Annotated in this window: 15 protein-coding genes; 8 read left to right on the forward strand and 7 right to left on the reverse strand. The window is 64.7% G+C overall.

What is annotated here, in order from left to right; genetic code table 11:
* The first annotated feature begins 174 nt into the window (after positions 1-174).
* Together FJ443_RS01825 and FJ443_RS01830 are read left to right on the forward strand one after the other, a co-directional pair.
* Positions 175-1101, forward strand: coding sequence for an ABC transporter ATP-binding protein (locus FJ443_RS01825; RefSeq protein WP_140563799.1), 927 nt, complete (start codon positions 175-177; stop codon positions 1099-1101).
* Positions 1098-1859, forward strand: a complete 762-nt coding sequence (locus FJ443_RS01830) for an ABC transporter permease (protein WP_140491741.1) — start codon at positions 1098-1100, stop codon at positions 1857-1859. The genes FJ443_RS01825 and FJ443_RS01830 overlap by 4 nt, the downstream gene beginning before the upstream one ends.
* Positions 1860-1890: 31 nt before the next feature.
* Here FJ443_RS01830 and FJ443_RS01835 read toward each other — a convergent pair whose 3' ends face one another.
* On the reverse strand, positions 1891-2928 hold the full coding sequence (locus FJ443_RS01835; RefSeq protein ID WP_140524389.1) for a phosphatidylglycerol lysyltransferase domain-containing protein: 1038 nt from the start codon (positions 2926-2928) through the stop codon (positions 1891-1893).
* A 331-nt stretch (positions 2929-3259) separates the two neighbouring features.
* Between FJ443_RS01835 and FJ443_RS01840 the strand changes: the two genes are divergently transcribed.
* Positions 3260-4441: an NAD(P)/FAD-dependent oxidoreductase gene (locus FJ443_RS01840; RefSeq protein ID WP_140524391.1), complete on the forward strand. Its 1182-nt coding sequence runs from the start codon at positions 3260-3262 to the stop codon at positions 4439-4441.
* Between the two features lie 59 nt (positions 4442-4500).
* Here FJ443_RS01840 and FJ443_RS01845 read toward each other — a convergent pair whose 3' ends face one another.
* Entirely contained in the window at positions 4501-6504 is a 2004-nt protein-coding gene (locus FJ443_RS01845; RefSeq protein ID WP_140524393.1) for a PhoX family phosphatase, read from the reverse strand.
* Between the two features lie 331 nt (positions 6505-6835).
* Between FJ443_RS01845 and FJ443_RS31040 the strand changes: the two genes are divergently transcribed.
* Positions 6836-7291 carry a hypothetical protein gene (locus FJ443_RS31040; RefSeq protein WP_318013613.1) on the forward strand — a complete coding sequence of 152 codons (456 nt, stop codon included), beginning with the start codon at positions 6836-6838 and terminating at the stop codon, positions 7289-7291.
* Positions 7292-7481: 190 nt separating this feature from the next.
* On the opposite strand, the gene FJ443_RS01860 is transcribed toward FJ443_RS31040, so the two are convergent.
* A complete protein-coding gene (locus FJ443_RS01860) occupies positions 7482-8138 on the reverse strand; it encodes a response regulator transcription factor (protein ID WP_140491751.1) in 657 nt (218 codons plus the stop codon).
* Entirely contained in the window at positions 8135-9526 is a 1392-nt protein-coding gene (locus FJ443_RS01865; RefSeq protein WP_140491753.1) for a sensor histidine kinase, read from the reverse strand. The genes FJ443_RS01860 and FJ443_RS01865 overlap by 4 nt, the downstream gene beginning before the upstream one ends.
* A 159-nt stretch (positions 9527-9685) precedes the next feature.
* Between FJ443_RS01865 and FJ443_RS01870 the strand changes: the two genes are divergently transcribed.
* From FJ443_RS01870 to FJ443_RS01885, 4 genes are all read left to right on the forward strand, one after another.
* On the forward strand, positions 9686-10024 hold the full coding sequence (locus tag FJ443_RS01870; RefSeq protein ID WP_140493450.1) for a hypothetical protein: 339 nt from the start codon (positions 9686-9688) through the stop codon (positions 10022-10024).
* A gap of 31 nt (positions 10025-10055) precedes the next feature.
* Complete coding sequence (locus FJ443_RS01875; protein WP_140662564.1) at positions 10056-10757, forward strand: phosphatase PAP2 family protein; 702 nt, start codon at positions 10056-10058, stop codon at positions 10755-10757.
* A gap of 290 nt (positions 10758-11047) precedes the next feature.
* Positions 11048-11326: a helix-turn-helix transcriptional regulator gene (locus FJ443_RS01880; RefSeq protein WP_140491757.1), complete on the forward strand. Its 279-nt coding sequence runs from the start codon at positions 11048-11050 to the stop codon at positions 11324-11326.
* A gap of 66 nt (positions 11327-11392) precedes the next feature.
* Positions 11393-13126: a SulP family inorganic anion transporter gene (locus tag FJ443_RS01885; protein ID WP_140524399.1), complete on the forward strand. Its 1734-nt coding sequence runs from the start codon at positions 11393-11395 to the stop codon at positions 13124-13126.
* A 40-nt stretch (positions 13127-13166) separates the two neighbouring features.
* Here the strand turns inward: FJ443_RS01885 and FJ443_RS01890 are convergent, their stop codons facing one another.
* The 3 genes from FJ443_RS01890 to FJ443_RS01900 all read right to left on the reverse strand — a co-directional run bounded on the left by FJ443_RS01890 (position 13167) and on the right by FJ443_RS01900 (position 15415).
* Positions 13167-13766 (reverse strand): DNA-3-methyladenine glycosylase, encoded by a 600-nt coding sequence (locus FJ443_RS01890; protein ID WP_140524445.1) that lies wholly within the window; start codon positions 13764-13766, stop codon positions 13167-13169.
* 240 nt (positions 13767-14006) lie between these two features.
* Positions 14007-14945 carry a CHAD domain-containing protein gene (locus FJ443_RS01895; protein ID WP_140524401.1) on the reverse strand — a complete coding sequence of 313 codons (939 nt, stop codon included), beginning with the start codon at positions 14943-14945 and terminating at the stop codon, positions 14007-14009.
* Positions 14942-15415 (reverse strand): CYTH domain-containing protein, encoded by a 474-nt coding sequence (locus tag FJ443_RS01900; protein ID WP_140662566.1) that lies wholly within the window; start codon positions 15413-15415, stop codon positions 14942-14944. The genes FJ443_RS01895 and FJ443_RS01900 overlap by 4 nt, the downstream gene beginning before the upstream one ends.
* Positions 15416-15463: the final 48 nt, after the last annotated feature.

Below are 15463 nucleotides of genomic sequence, written 5' to 3' on the forward strand. Positions count from 1 at the left end.
GAGAATAGGCTTGTAGGGCCGGCCGGTCAAAGCGGCGTCCCGCCGCGAGGCGGAACGCCGCAGCGCCATGCGGCGGCAATGTCGAGAACTGTCAGCAACGGCATTGACTTGCGGTTGCATGCGGCGACATTCGTCCTATATCTGGGGTCCTCTTTCAAGCAGCCGTTTTCAGCCATGCAGCCTGTCATCTCCATTTCCGGGGTCACCAAGACCTACGCCACCGGCTTCAAGGCGCTGAAGGAAATCAATCTCGATATCGAGCGCGGCGAGATTTTCGCGCTGCTTGGCCCCAACGGCGCCGGCAAGACGACGCTGATCTCGATCGTCTGCGGCATCGTCAACCGTTCGTCGGGCAGCGTCACGGTGGACGGCCACGACATCACCAAGGACTATCGCGCCGCGCGCGGCCTGATCGGGCTAGTGCCGCAGGAGCTGACCATCGATGCCTTCGAGAGCGTCTGGGCGACGGTCAACTACAGCCGCGGCCTGTTCGGCAAGCCGGCAAACCATGCCTTTGTCGAGAAGGTGCTGCGCGACCTGTCGCTGTGGGACAAGAAGGACGCCAAGGCGATCACGCTTTCGGGCGGCATGAAGCGGCGGCTGATGATCGCCAAGGCGCTGTCGCATGAACCGCGCGTGCTGTTCCTCGACGAGCCGACGGCCGGCGTCGACGTCGAACTGCGCCAGGACATGTGGGCGATGGTGCGGCGGCTGCGCGAGGACGGCGTCACCATCATCCTCACCACCCACTATATCGAGGAAGCCGAGGCGATGGCCGACCGCGTCGGCGTCATCAACCGCGGCGAGATCATCCTGGTCGAGGGCAAGGCCGAACTGATGCGCAAGCTCGGCCGCAAGCGCCTGGTGATGGAACTGCGCAGCCCGCTCGGCGCCATTCCGGACGCCTTCTCGCACTACGCCCTGGAATTGTCGCCGGATGGCGGGCAGATCACCTACACCTATGACAACCAGAGCGACCGGCCCGGTGTGGCGTCGCTGATCCGCGATCTCGAGGCCGCCGACATCCAGTTCCGCGACCTGGACACGCAGAACAGTTCGCTGGAGGAGATCTTCGTCAATCTTCTGAGGCAAGAGCCATGAACCTGCGCGCGGTATGGGCGATCTACCGGGTGGAGATGGCGCGCGCGCTGCGCACCGTCTTGCAGAGCATCGTCTCACCCGTGCTGTCGACGTCGCTGTATTTCGTCGTCTTCGGCTCGGCCATCGGCTCGCGCATCACCGAGATCGACGGCATCAGCTACGGCGCCTTCATCGTGCCCGGGCTGATCATGCTGTCGCTTTTGACGCAGTCGATCTCCAACGCCTCCTTCGCCATCTACTTCCCGAAATTCGTCGGCTCGATCTACGAGCTGTTGTCGGCTCCGGTCTCCTATCTCGAGATCGTCCTCGCCTATGTCGGGGGCGCCGCCACAAAGTCGATCATCCTCGGCCTGATCATTCTGGCGACGGCCTCGCTGTTCGTGCCGCTCTCGATCCAGCATCCGTTCTGGATGCTGGCCTTCCTGGTGCTGACGGCGGTGACCTTCAGCCTGTTCGGCTTCATCATCGGAATCTGGGCCAGGAGCTTCGAGCAGTTGCAACTGGTGCCGCTGCTGATCATCACGCCGCTGACCTTCCTGGGTGGCAGCTTCTATTCCATCAACATGCTGCCGGGCGCCTGGCGCACGGTGACGCTGTTCAATCCGGTCGTCTATCTGATCAGCGGCTTCCGCTGGAGCTTTTTCGGAAAATCGGACGTTTCGGTCGGCATCAGCCTCGGCATGACCGTGGTTTTTCTGCTGATCTGCGTGGCGACCGTCGCCTGGATATTCAGGACCGGCTACCGGCTGAGGAATTGAGGGGCGAAGCCACGCTGAGCCGCGGTCAGAGCTAGATCGCCTTCACCAGCCGCAGCAGGCCCAGCATCTCGACATAGGTTCCCTTGCGGAAGGCGACGTAGACCGGCTCCTCGATGCCGTGGAAACGGCGCTTGAACGCCGCCTGCCCCTGCAGGTTGAAGCGGCGGCGGTTGACCCAGGGCGAATCATAGGCGCGCTGGAAGGCGTTGCGCCAGAAATCGCTTTCGGCGAATCCGCTGGGGCCGACGTCGACCAGCGGCGAGAGCCCGAGCGTGACGACCGAAATGCCTTCCTCGCGAAAGCGGTCGACGGCGAATTTGGTCAGGCCGACCTCGGCATGCGGCGAGGCGTCGATGTGCTTGCGCTTGAAGGCGGTGGTGTAGCCGATGACCTTGCCGCCGCGAAACAGCGGATCGAAGTCGAGCAGGGCGACCAGTTCGCCATCAGGGCCGTGCAGCACGAAGCGGCGCATGTCGACGCCCACATGATCGGCGAAGTGCCGGTTGAGGAAGCCCATTTCCCAGCGCTTGACGATGCGGTCGCCGCGCCAGTTCGCCGAAAGCCGGGAGATCTCGTCGAGAAAGATGGTCCGCTTGTCCTCGGCGAACGAAAAGCCCTTCTTCAACAGCCAGCGCTCGGAGTAGCGCACGGTTTCGTTGCGCTTGCCGGAAAAATCGTGTGCGGGCAGCGGCAGACGGGTGTCGATGCCCAGCCGGTTGACCTTGTAGCCGAGCCCGGCCAGCACCCGCGCCGACTGTTCGCCGATCTGCACGAACCAGGGGCTGCCGGCGGTCTCGACGAAGCGCCTGATATAGTCGGCCCGATGGGCCGGATCGGCGACCGGGTCGCCGAGCGCGAAATGATGCTTCATCTTGGTGCCGAAGGCGATGTAACCGTCGGCGTCGCCGAAATAGGAGAGCCTGCCTTGCACGGCGGAGGAGTAGGCGAGTGAGAAGTCGCCGTGGCGGCGCACCAGCGCCAGCCGTTCGGCATGGGTGAACGCCTGGCGCTCGACCTTTGGCGAGGCACGCTCGAGGATTTTGTCGAGATAGATCCGCAAGGAGGGCATGGGTCGAGATTCCGCGTGCATCTGCGGCGCGCACCCGGGTACGCTATACGCCGTGGCGCCTTGATTTTGCACAGGAAGCCGAAAAAAGCGTTTCGAGGACTTCGGATTCCTGTACCGGTAACAGAGATCCGCCAGCCCCCGGATCTCGAATCAATCACATTGCCGCGACCTGATTATCGCCGATCTCGCGTATATGCCATATAGGACGCAACCGCGGTGCGGCGCATGGCCTCGAAATCCGGGGCCGATCTGCTGTATGGATCATGCGCGGGAGGGCGTTCTGCCGGTGTCGGCGGAAGCGCCACAAGGGTGGAATGGGGTTCGTGAGCGAATGGCAGATACGACAATCAGACCGGCAGCGCACCAGACGGTAACTATCGAACCGGCGATCGTCATCGGCGCCGGCGCCGCCGGTCTCGCGGCAGCGCAGGCGCTGGTCAAGGCCGGCGTGGCGACGGCGATCCTGGAAAAGGAGAGCCGGTTGGCCGAGCCATGGCATCGGCGTCACCAGCAGCTGCGCCTCAATACTCACCGCGACCTTTCGGCACTTCCCGGCCTTGCCTATCCGAAGGGCACGCTCGCCTTCCCCCACAGAACCGCCGTCATCCGCTATCTGAACGATTTCAGCGAGGCGAACCGGCTGCCGGTGGAGCTCGGCGTCGCCGTCGAGGCGGTCCTGTTCAGGGGCGACCACTGGGCGATAGAGACCAGCGCCGGGATGCGCCTGGCGCGCCACGTCGTGATCGCCACCGGCCGCGACAGACAGCCGTTCATCCCCGACTGGAAAGGAATGCGGGATTTCGCCGGCCGCATCATCCATTCGGCGGATTTCGGCGACGCGAAGGACTATGCCGGCAAGAAGGTGCTGGTCGTCGGCGCCGGCAACTCGGGTATAGACGCGCTCAACCACCTGGCGCAGGCAAGCACCGCCTCGCTGTGGCTGTCGGCCCGCAACGGTCCGTCGGTCCTGCCCAAGCGCATCGGCAAGATTGCCGTGCACCGGCTGTCGCCGCTGATGGCGCGGTTGCCTTTGCGGGTCGCCGATGCGGTGATCGCCTTGACGCAGCGCCTGGTTTTCGGCGACCTGACGAAATTCGGCGTGCCGCCGGCACCGGTGGGCGGCGCCAGCCGCCTGACCACCGACTACACAGCGATCGCCGCCGACGAGGGCGCGATCGACGCCATCCGCGCGGGCAGGATCACCGTCGTGCCGGGGGTGCGAGAATTCACCCGCGACGGCGTCATCCTGGCCAATGGCAGCCTGATCGATCCCGACATCGTCATTGCCGCGACGGGCTACCGCACCGGGCTTGAGCAGATGGTCGGCAATCTCGGCGTGCTCGACGGCAAGGGCGTTCCGGTCTTCAACGGCGGCGATGCGGATCCGAAACTGCCTGGCCTCTGGTTCACCGGCATGCGGCCGAGCATCCGCGGCTGCTTCGCCAATGCCGCCATCCAGGCCAAGGCGATCGCCGAGCGGATTGCCCGGCGGATCGCCAATTCGGGCCGCTGAACCGGGCTGGAGGTTCGTTTTACGCGTCGGACGGAACCCCACTTTCCTGGAATTGCCCTCTAAATCGCGATCTTGCCGCCGCCTTGCCTGGTAATGGCGACGACCGCCGGCCGCACCGGCATGTCCGGCTTGAAATCGGGCCAGCGCGTCGACGGATCCTCATAATAGGACGGGCGGCCGAACGCCTCCCAATCCTCGCCGCCGTCGCCTGGATGCTGGACGGCGACGAAGGCGGTCTGATCGTCGGGCGCAAACAGCGGCCCGCACATTTCAGCGCCGATCGGCACGCGGAAAAACAGTTTTGACGTCGCGCGCGCCGGCCCTTCGGTGTCGACCGCCCACAGGCCGTCGGTGCGGCCGGTGGCCTTCGGGCCCTGGCCGTCGGTGGCGACCCACAGGCGCCCGGCTGAATCGACCGCGCAATTGTCGGGCATGCCGAACCAGCCATTGGCCGTGGTGGCGGTGGAGAAGGTGGCGCCGACATCGGCAACCGCCGGATCGCCGCATTTCAGGAGCACTTCCCATTTGCCCCTGGTGCCGGCGAAATCGCCGCCATCTTCCGATATCTCGATGATGTGGCCGAAAGCGTTGTCGGCGCGCGGGTTGGCGGCGTCGACCTGGTCGGCTTTGCGCTTGGAATTGTTGGTCAGCATGACATAGACCTTGCCGTTGACACGATTGGGCTGGATGTCCTCGGGACGGTCCATCTTGGTGGCGCCGAGCAGGTCGGCGGCACGCCGCGTCTCGATCAACACGTCGGCCTGGCCGGCAAAGCCGTTCTCGGCCGTCAGCGGGCCCTGGCCGAAGACGATCGGCAGCCATTCCACCGTACCGTCCGCAGCGAATTTGGCGACATGCAGCGTGCCGTCGTCGAGCAGGTTCATGTTGGCGGCGCGGTCGTCCGGATCGAAACGGCCCGCGGTGACGAATTTGTAGACGTACTCGAAGCGCTCGTCGTCGCCGAGATAGAAGACGACGCGGCCATCCTTGGCGACGATCGATTCGGCGCCTTCATGCTTGAAGCGGCCCATTGCGGTGCGCTTCCTCGGCGTGGATGTCGGATCGTTGACGTCGACCTCGACGATCCAGCCGAAACGGTTGGGCTCGTTCGGCTCCTTGGCGAGGTCGAAACGATCGTAATGCGCGCCCCATTCATAGGCGCCTTCCGGAATGCCGAGGCGCTTGTAATTGGCGGCTTCCTTATGGCCTTCCGGCAGTTCACCGGAGAAATAGCCGTGGATGTTCTCCTCGGCCATGACATAGGTGCCCCAAGGCGTGACGCCGCCGGCGCAGTTGTTGAATGTGCCGATGACCTTGGTGCCGGATGGGTCGGCATTGGTCTTGACGCGGTCATGACCGGCGACCGGGCCCGACAGCGCCATTTCGGTGTTGGAGGTGATGCGGCGGTTCAACTTGCCGTCGCGCACCACCTGCCACTTGCCGCCTTCCTTGCGGATCTCGACGATGGTGCCGCCATGTGCCGCCATCTCGACATCGACCTGCTCCTTCGAGAGCGGCGCGAGTTCGGCCGCCTTCTTGCCGTCCTTCTCGACGATCCTGACGATGCCCGGGAACATCAGATGCGGATTGGTGTATTCGTGGTTGACGACCAGCAGGCCGTGCTCGGCGGAGCCACCGATCCCGATATAGCCGACATAGTCATTGTTGTAGCCGAATTGTCTTGCCTGGGCCTCAGCCGACTGCCTGGCCGGGTCGAACTCCGGCGAATCGGCAAACAGCGGATCGCCCCAGCGCAACAGCACGTCGGCATCGTAGCCCGGCGCGACATGGTGCTTGTCGTCGATACCGGCTTCGAGTTCCTCGAACGAGAAGGCGGAGCCCTCGGCGGCACGCGCATCGTCGGCGGCCACGAGCGCCAGCGGGCTGACGGTGGCGGCGATGGCCGAGACGGCCAGCGAGCCCTTGAGGAAGGCGCGGCGGGAGAACCGCTCGGCAATGATTTCGCCCATGGTGCGGTTTTCGGTGGGGTTGGTCGCCGGACCGTCGTTTTCCTCAAGCAGGCTGGTGCGGAATCGGGCGTCGGGCGAGCGATGGTCGGTCATGGTCTGCCTCTGGCTGGATGGCTGGAGCGTGTCACGCGTTTCGACCCCTTATAGACGATCGGTCACACTTTCGTGACATTCGTGCACCCGCCAGCTTGACCGCGAACCTCGCGCCACATCCGGTTTGAAACTCGGACCAAGGTCCTAAACCGATCGGGGCGAAGGTCCGGATTGCCGCGGCATCGGTCGTGGGCCACTTACACGAACACGCCATGTCGCCGATGGTCGCGTACCTGCACGAGATGGCCTCTGAATTTTGCCGGTCCGATCAAGTGAGGGACTGATGCGCAGCTCGATCATGGCTCATTGTTGCTGGCTGGCCCTGAGAGCAGTGCCGGCACTGGCGCTGACCATAGCCCCCTATCACCTCGATTTTCACGGTTCCGCCGCAGGCATTGTCGCGTCCAGCGCCCAAGCCAAGCCTGGCGGGAACAGCGGCAATGGCGGTGGTGGCGGTAACGGCAATGGCGGCAATGGCGGCAATGGAAATAACGGCGGCGGCAACAATGGCAACGCCGGAGGCAACAATGGCAACGCTGGCGGCAACGGGAACAATGGCGCCGGCAACAACGGCAAGGGGAAGGGTGCCAACAGCTCCGGCAAGCATGTGAACGCAACAACCGGCGATCGTGTCGAAATAGACGACAACAAGATCGTGGTGCAGCACCCTAACGGCTTCGGGGAAGAGATCGAGAAGGGTCGCTTCAAAATGACCGACGCTCTGGGCCGCACGATCGTCGAGCGCCCTGCGACGGCGGCGGATATAAGCCGCCTCAAGGGGTTGTAGAGCGGGCAATAGGCATCGCCCGCTTTACGTGTCACCTCCGCCGCCCCCCGGCGGAGGTGACCTTGTCGCTCCGGCCCCGTATAGGGGCCGTCTTTTTTGCCCTGGAGCGTTCCGCTGCTGCACCGCGCTTCAGGTTTTTATTTATGCGTGTCGTTATCCCAAACCGGGGATCCCTTGCGGCCGACCAGGATTAGCTGCCGGCCCGATCCCGCGCTTCGCGCATCAGCAGCGCCGCCTCGGTGCGATTGCGGACGTTGAGCTTGGACAGCACACCGGTCATGTGATGCTTGACCGTTTTTTCCTGCAGTGCCAGCCGCAGCGCCACTTCCTTGTTGCTCAGCCCTTCCGCCACCAGCTGCAGGATCTCGGCCTCGCGTCCGGTGAGCTGACGCAGGCGATCCGTCCTGCCGTTGGCCGGCTGCAGCGATTGCAGGTCCGAAAGCAGGCGAGCCGACAGGGTCGGCGACACATAGGTCTCGCCGGCCGCGACACCATGGAGGATTTCGGCCAGCATGCGCGAGCCGACCCCCTTCAGCACATAGCCGCGCACACCGGCATTCAGCGCCCGCGCCACGTCGGCATTGGCCTCCGAGACCGTCAGCATGACGATCTTCTGTCCGGGATTGGCACCCAGTATGCCGGCCACCGACGCAAGGCCGTCACCCGGCATGCTGATGTCGAGCAGCAGTATGTCGGGCTGCAAAGTCGAGGCGATGCGTTCGGCATCCTGCGCCGTGGCGCCCTGGGCCACCATTTCGAAGCCGCCGATCTCCGACAGGCTGCGGGTAACGCCTTCGCGAAACAGAGGGTGGTCGTCGACAATGGCGACACGGATGGTACCGATCATGGTTGATCCTCGACGGCTAGCGTAATCATCAATCGTGTTCCCTGCGGCCCGGTCGTGGTCTCGAACTGGCCACCAATGCTTTCGATACGCTCCCTGATGCCGGCGAGCCCCAGGCCTTCGGCCCGCCTCGGGTCGAATCCGGGCCCGCCATCCGACACTTCAACGAAGAACTTGCCGCCTGTCATCCCGGCCTTCACCTCCTGATCCTTGCCCTGCCCATGACGGTAGGCGTTGTTCAGCCCCTCCTGGACGAAGCGATAGATGCTGATCTTCTCCGAAGCGCCCAGTTCGGGCAACTGCCTGGATAGGGTCAGCGCCACGGAACTGCGGGTCCTGCGTTGATGCTCGTCGACGGCAAGACGCAGAATGTCGCCGGTCGCGGCCGTTTCTATCTGCGGCAGGACAAGGCCGTTGCAGATGCCGCGGATTTCACGCATCGCGTCGTCCAGCGCCATGCGGATCATGGCGATCTCGGCGTTGCGGCTGTCGCTGGAGGCACCCTCGCCGGAAATGGCGGGGCTATCCACACGCAGCGCCGCCAGCGCGACGAGCTGGGCCGGCCCGTCATGAAGGTCGGCACCGATGCGACGCAGGTATCGTTCATTGAGCGCCGTGGCACGGCGCGACGCCTGCTGGACGCGCAGGCGCAGCGCCCGGTTTTGCGAAACCAGCGCCTGCAGCTCGGAGACCTGGCCCTGCAGAACGCCGCGCTGCTTGTCGATGGTGCGGCTGCCACGTATGACGATCCCCGACAACAGCAGCAGCGCCGTCAGCGTGGCGCCGGCCACGATCAGCCAGCTCGACAGCAAGGCGGAAGCCAGAGCCGCCTGGAAATCGTCGGCGATCTCGTAGAATTCGGTGACGGCGACCACCTCGCCCGACCAGGGTTCGCGGACTGGATTGTAGATTTCCAGCAGCGGCACGCCCGCGGCCCTCTCCTCCTTGTCGTCCTCGTCGCCTAGCTCGTTGAACTCGGCGACGACATTCCCGGCGAAGGCGGCACGCAGGTTGGCGCTCGGGCCGAACTGCCGGCCGATCAAGGCCGTGTCCTTCGAATACAGCACCGTGCCGTCCCGACGCCACAGCTTGAAGGAAAACAGCCGTTTGCCGAGCGCGCCTTGGCCGAGGGTCTCGTCAAGCGCCCGTTTGACGGCGTCATCGAGCTGATGGTTCGTGCGCAGATCGGGGAGCAGCGGAGCGATCACGCTGTCGACATAAAGGGCAGTCGTGGCCGCTGAATTGTGGAGCACGCTTTCGCGGATTTGCGCGGTGACCCAGAAGCCGACCACCAGCATCACCGCAAGCAGCCCGAAGCCGCCGGCAATGATGAACTGCAGCGCCAGCGTAAGCCCGTTCCAGCGCCGCGACAAGGTTTCGAGAAATCGCACGCCACGCTCCTCGCCCCCACCCGCAGGGGCAGGGTAGTGGCCGCGACTTTGGCGCTTCGGTCCTGCCGACACAAGAGCCTGGTCCCACGGCAGCTGCTTGACGTCCCGACGCGCTTGCGAAACAAGGCACGGACGACCGGCATCAATATCGAGGGCAGGGTGAGTTTTTCGGGGTTACTTCAGCTCGGTCTTTCGACCGTGATCTTTCTGCTGGCGGCGGCGGCCGCCAAGCAATGGGGGATGGCGCCCAGCCTGGGCAAGATCGTGCTGACGCTTGCGCTCTATTCGCTGGGCAACCTGATCATGCTGCGGCTGATTCGCGAGTTCGGCATGTCGGTGTCGTTCAGCCTGTCGGCCGTCATCCAGCTGGTATCGGTCAATCTGGTGGCGCTGATATTCTTCGGCGAGCGCATCAATACGCTGCAAGCGGCCGGCATCGTGCTGGCGATTGCCGCCGTGGCGCTGATCACGCTCGGGCCGTATGTGCAAGGGCGATGACCGGCAAACCATGGTTGCGAAACGAGGTTCGATGAAGACTGCGGCAAAGGCTCTGCTGAGCCGGGTCGAATTCCCGGTGCTGCTGGCCGGCCTTGTCGTCGCCGCCGGCCTGTGGGGCTTCGTGGAGTTGATGGAGGTGGCACGGGCCACCACGCCGCACGCCTTCGACGCTGAAATCATGCTTGCCTTCCGCCAGGCCGGCCAACCCGGTATCCCGATCGGCCCGCCATGGATGGAAGGGGCGATGCGCGACATCACGAGCCTCGGCAGCACCAGCGTGCTGGTGCTGATCACGGCGGCGACGATCATCTATCTGCTGTTGATCCGCAGGCCCGGGACCGCGCTTCTCATCTTCGTCGCCGTGGCGGGCGGCCAGATGCTGTCGAGCCTCCTGAAGCTCGGCGTCGACCGGCCGCGGCCCGAACTCGTCTCGCATCTGGTCAACGAGACCTCGCTTTCCTTCCCGAGCGGCCACGCGATGCTTTCGGCGGTGACCTATCTCACATTGGGCTCGCTTGCGGCGCGCTTCCTGCATGGCCGGACGACGAAGATCTATGTTCTGGCGCTCGCCGTGCTGACGACGGTGCTGGTCGGCATCAGCCGCATCTATCTCGGCGTCCACTGGCCGTCGGACGTGCTGGCCGGCTGGTGCGCGGGCTTTGCCTGGGCCATGCTGTGCTGGTTGGCGGCAAGGGTCCTGCAACGGCGCAGGGTGGTGCGTGACGACGTCTGACGACGCTCGACCGGGAAGCGGTCAGATCAGCCGGTTGATCAAGTGTCCGCAGCCCGTTAGCAGAAGGACCACCGATACCAGGCATGCCGATGTCGTCAATGTCTTGAAAATGGTCAACCACGTTATCCCCTGCCCCAGATGGAACACCATAGCTCTCAATGTTCGGGATGTATCCGAAAAACGCTCGACAGCGATGATGATCAAGGCTCAAGCGTGCATGCTGATGCTTGAAACATCATAATGATCGTATTATACATCATATCCGCAGACTCAGACGGGGATCCCGGCCGATGATCACTGCCGCGCAGATGCGCGCCGCGAGGGCGCTGGCCGGCATCGATCAGAAGACGCTCGCCGAGCGCGCCGGCGTTTCGCTTCCCACCATCCAGCGCATGGAAGCGAGCGACGGCGTGGTCAGGGGTGTGGTCGATACGCTGATGAAGGTCATCCAGGCCCTCGACGAGGCCGGGGTGGAGCTGATCGGCGAGAATCAACCCAGTGAGCGCGGCGGCCGGGGCGTGCGCCTCAAGCCTGCCGTGCCGCCCAATCCGAAAGCTGAGCCGGCATAAGTCGCGACGGCGACCGCCGACAGTCCTGCCGACGATCCCGCCGCCTTTCAGGTGCGGAAGCAGTCCATGGACGAGATCGGGCAGACACTCAACGAAACCGCGCGCAAACCGACCCATGGGCCGGCAAAGCCGACTTTTTCCGAACTGTTCACACCGAAACTGGTGACGGTCTGGCGCGAAGGCTACAGGCTCGAACATCTCAGGGCCGATGCCATTGCCGGGCTGACCGTCGCCATCGTCGCCTTGCCGCTGTCGATGGCAATCGCCATCGCATCAGGGGTGACGCCGGAGCGCGGGCTCTACACATCGATCATCGGCGGCTTCATCATCTCGGCGTTCGGCGGCAGCCGTTTCCAGATCGGCGGCCCCGCGGGCGCCTTCATCGTGCTGGTGGCGGCGACGGTCGCGCGGGTCGGCGTGGACGGGCTGTTGCTGGCGACGATGATGGCCGGCATCTTCCTCATCGCCATCGGCTATCTGCGGCTCGGCACCTACATAAAGTTCATTCCCTATCCGGTGACGGTCGGCTTTACCGCCGGTATCGCCGTCATCATCTTCTCGGGCCAGATCGTCGAACTGTTCGGGCTGAAGCTCGCCGGCAAGGAGCCAGGCCCGCTGGTGCCGAAGCTGACGGCGATCGGCGAGGCGGCCGGCACGATCAATCTCGCGGCGACCTTCGTGGCGGTGCTGACAATCGCAACCATCGCTTTCCTGAAGCGCTGGCGGCCGAAATGGCCGGCGATGTTGATCGCCATCGGTCTGGCGTCGCTCGCGGTGGCGCTGTTTGCGCTGCCGGCCGAGACGATCGGCACGCGCTTTGGCGGGATCCCGCGCAGCCTGCAATGGCCGGCGCTTCCCCCCGTCAGCCTCGACAGGATGATCGACGTGCTGCCGGACGCCATCGCCTTCGCGTTGCTAGGCGCCATCGAATCCTTGCTGTCGGCCGTCGTCGCCGACGGCATGACCGGCCGCCGGCACCGTTCCAACTGCGAACTGGTGGCGCAAGGCTTCGCCAACATCGCCTCGGCCCTGTTCGGCGGCATCTGCACCACCGGCACCATTGCCCGTACCGCCACCAATGTGCGGGCCGGCGCGCACGGGCCGGTTTCGGGCATGATCCACTCCATGATCCTGCTCGTCCTGATGCTGGCGGCAGCGCCGCTCGCCAGCTACATCCCGCTCTCCGCCCTCGCCGGCGTGCTGGCGGTGGTGTGCTGGAACATGTTCGAGAAGCAGGCTTTCGCCACGCTGCTGCGCGCCTCGCGCGGCGATGCGCTGGTGCTGATGGCCACCTTCCTGATCGTGGTCTTCCGCGACTTGACCGAAGGCATCGTTGTCGGCTTCGCGCTGGGCTCGATCCTGTTCATCGACCGCATGGCGAAATCCATCGCCGTCGAGGCCGACCAGACGCTGGTGCCTGAGGACGTCGCCGACCGCGAGAGCGTCTATGATTCCAGGGACGCGACCGACGCCGACACCGTCGTCTACCGCATCACCGGCGCATTCTTCTTCGGCGCCGCTTCGACCGTCGGCGCGGTGCTCGACCGCATCGCCGACCAGCGCAAGAACTTCATCCTCGACTGCTCGGCGGTGCCGTTCTTCGATTCGACCGCGGCCAATGTCATTGAGGGTGCGGCGCACAAGGCCAGGCGCGCCGGCGTGCGCTTTGTCATATCTGGCGCTTCGCCGCAGACAAGACGCACGCTGATCAACCACGGCCTCAAGCGCCCGCTGGTGACCTACGCCGCCTCGATCCGGGCAGCGCAGGCGCAGTTGGAGGGGAAGAGGGCAGCGCAGTAGCTTGCATTCTGCTTTCTTCCAACGCGCCGGGAAGCACCTCTCATGGATTGAGCGATCGTGAACCGCTGACAAACGGACTTCCCCGGACGTAAAATCGCAGCAGGCGGTCGGCATCCTTCGAAATGCCGATCCGAACGCTCTGCCCGATTTCGCCGGGGTCGCGGCCATCGCTTGCAAGCCATAGAGGGCCTTCCCGGCAAAGATCGAGCCCGTCGAGCGAACGGTCGATCCGCAACGCCATGGCGAGCCTTCCCGGTCCTCGCGCCAGGTCACGCAGGCGCTCGATGCCGCGATTGAGCCGCATGATCGAAATGCCGTCGAGCGGCTCGAGTGCCCTGATCAGGACGCCGGTTCCGATGCCGGGCATCTCGCTCGAGACATTCAGCATGTATGAGATGCCGTAGGCGAGATAGACATAGGCATGCCCGCACTCGAGGAACAGCGAGCGATTGCGCGGGGTCATTCCCCTGAAGCCGTGCCCGGCAGCATCGCCGGCGACATACGCCTCGGTCTCGACGATGCGGCCGCTGGCAATGCCTTCGGGCAATTCCCGGACCACGATCTTGCCGATGAGATAGCGCGCGAGAGCGGCCGTATCGTGCGGCAGTTCCGAGCGGGCGAGCGGGCGGCGGACGACCATCCTCATGGCGGCTGGTTTTAGATCCGCCCGGCCCATGTGGCAAAGACTCTCGTGAGTCCGCTCGGGATATCTGGCTTCTCAATCGAGCTTCAGCGCCGCGACTTCGCCCTCGTTCATCAGGGGGGCATAGAGGATCGACTTGCCGTCGGTGCGGATGCCGGTGCGCGAATGGAGGGCCAGCCCCTGCCCGCGAGCCATCCAAGGCGAATGACCGCATGACCGGCGATTAATGCCCTCGCGTCACCTCGCCGCCAATTCCTCCGCGGGCGGAGCGCCGGCAAGATCGTCGCGCGCCTTGCGGGCCAGCTTCTTCGTCGAGCGCCTGGGACTGTCGCCGAACAGTTCGGCCGCCTCGGCAAGGCAGGATTTCCTCAGGCTCTTTTCGGAATGCTTCAGGAGTTTGCCAAGGAGTTTCGTATCCCCGGGCGGTCCAAGCGGCTCGCCGCCGGCCTCCAGCATCGCCCGCATGACGAAGACGTCGTGCAGTTCGCCGAGTTGCTCTGCGAGCTTGTCGACCGCCTTGCGACGAGCCTTGATTGGCGTCGGCCACAGGCGGCCGAGCAGCGACAGATGCATGCTGTGGGTCTTGGCCGCCTTGCGCAGGTCGTGGAAATCCTCGGCCCCGCCGCTCGAGGCCGCCTTGTCCAGTGCTTTGCGCGCGCGCCGCAATGTGGCGCGGGCGCCCTCGGCCAGAATGTCGGCGGCCCGCTCCGGCTGGTCCGGCAAGGACAGGCTGTCGACGCGTTCGAGGCCCTCCTGGCAGGCGGCGATGGCAGCTTTTATGGCCGCATCGAGACCGGCGCCGGCATGAAGCGCGTGCTGGCGCATCACCAGGCGATCGCGGGCGGGGCCGAGGCCGTGACCGGCGCTTTGCCCCGGAAAGGCGTCGGCCAGGCGGTCGATCGTCTCGATCAAGGCGGTCGCCTCGCGCGGTCCGGCGAGCAGTGCCGAGACCTGCTTGTAGCACTCGTTCTCCGTACGGCAGAATGTTTCGTCACCGGAACGAACGAGCTGTAACAAGGCGCGCACGCTCTTCAGTCGTTTGCGGGATTTGTGCAGTCCCTGCTCCGGCTTGTGACGCGCCGTGTCGAGATGAGCAAGCGCCTTGCCGATTTCCTCGGCCAGGATACGCCTGACCTCGCCGGTCAGCGGCAGGCGCGGATCAATGCGAAAGCTCATGCGGCGATCTCCGGAATCCCCCCGAGGGCGAGCGACGCGTTGTAGAACTTCTGTTCGCCAGTCACTTCGCGGCCGAGCCAGTCTGGCAGCAGTTCATCCGGAACATCGTCCGGCGTCTCGAGTTCGGCCATCACAAGCCCCGCCAGCGCGCCGCCGAAGACATCGACTTCGTAGAGATAGCCGCCATGCCTAACATGATGACGTGTCTTCTCGATGACACGCCCGATGGCGAAGCCGAGCATCTCCACGGCGTCGGCCAGCGGAATGGGATATTCGAATTCGTCGCGCTCCCGCGCCGTGCTGCCGAATTTGAGCGTCAACCTGGCCGAGGCGCCGTTGCTGATGCGCACGCGCACCGTGCGTCCTGGCGCGGCGGCGAGATAGAACTGGAGGATGCGGACGTCCGTCTCGACCAGATCCCGCCATGCCGTGCCGGAGACCAGGAACTTGCGCTCGACTTCCTTGCCCATGGCCGCGCACTAAAGCCCGCGCGGGCCGGCATGGCAAGCCATGTCCGG

The organism is Mesorhizobium sp. B2-6-1 (assembly GCF_006440475.1).
In the GTDB taxonomy this organism is placed as follows: domain Bacteria; phylum Pseudomonadota; class Alphaproteobacteria; order Rhizobiales; family Rhizobiaceae; genus Mesorhizobium.